General features: G+C 29.9%; 1 protein-coding gene. It reads right to left on the bottom strand.

Annotated features, from left to right (window positions below; genetic code table 11):
- Positions 1–146 precede the first annotated feature (146 nt).
- Entirely contained in the window at positions 147–1,133 is a 987-nt protein-coding gene (locus TD29_RS17205; RefSeq protein WP_152611553.1) for a hypothetical protein, read from the bottom strand.
- Positions 1,134–1,190 lie beyond the last annotated feature (57 nt).

Raw genomic sequence — 1,190 nt, 5'->3', positions numbered from 1 at the left:
TTAAAGCTAACGTGTTTGTATATGATTTGTTGCGTGTTTCAAGCAACTAATTTAGTAAATAATTACCAACCAAGAAAGTCCGCGAGGACTTTCGAAAGTAAGTAAGAAGCTAGCAATAAATTATATACGGTGTTGCCCACAGTATTTTATTCGAATGCATTCATTAAGCTTATTCTATCCTCGTCAGAATTGAACTCAAACATTTTCATATGATGATGTGTTCTTTCAGTTTTTTCGGTGTAAATCTTACGTGTGTTTTCTGATGTATCTAATTCGATTGTCAAAGCCTTAATATCTAAATTGTAGCATTCAGAATAGGATTTATGTTTTGTTGAAGGAAAACTATCTTTAAACTCAATATTGTATTTTGGTTGAAAATATTTTATAAGTGCAGCTTCTGTAAAATTTATTTTTTGCTTTTCTGTTATTGAAATTCCGTTATTTTTAAAAAAATGTTCTCCTTTTTTACGTTCAATTTTTGAGTCTTTCTTACTTACCTTTATTAAATTTGAACCTGCTGTAAACAGCATACTTTGTTGAGAAAAATTAGTTAGAAGAATCCAAATATCAGAATCAGGATTTTGAGTTAAAGAATGAGTGTAAATTTTTTGAACTGTTTCGTGAGATGATAGTCTATCTAAAGCAGTTCTTTTTCCGTTTTTACCATAAGCTTGACCGATATATAATACTTCGTAATCAAGAGTGGTTAAATTTAGATTATTTTCAACGTTCGAGCTGTCAATTAAAGTACTCGGTCTTGCTCCAAACAAGACACCTTCTTTATCTGAAAAAGTAAAGAGATTATAAGGATATTCTGTGTGAAATTCTAATTCCGATTTTGCATTGTTTAATTCAGTTCCCATCTTAATTATTCCGCCTTCTGTTGGGTGATGAATAATTAATTCAAAGTCCGCTTTTTTGCCTTTTATCTTGACTGAATTTAGGTCAATTGTAACTTTTGGTCTTCTTAATACAAAATAAATATTACACGGATTATCTTTATTAAAAGTCTGGTTGTTTTTTCCATAATGTTCTAAATCAGAGCCTAAAACAAATTGATATTGATTCAAATACATTAGTAAAAATGATTCAACTCCAAATCGATAATTGTTCTTTCCAAAGATATTTTTCATATTGTGGGCAACGGTTTTGTGTATGGTTAGTTGCGTTGGTTGGAACTAAGTTAGCAA

Origin of the sequence: Psychroserpens damuponensis (assembly GCF_000826655.1) — a bacterium.
In the GTDB taxonomy this organism is placed as follows: domain Bacteria; phylum Bacteroidota; class Bacteroidia; order Flavobacteriales; family Flavobacteriaceae; genus Psychroserpens; species Psychroserpens damuponensis.
Note: the sequence above shows the minus strand (reverse complement) of the source record. Positions and strands in the feature narration are given on the sequence as shown.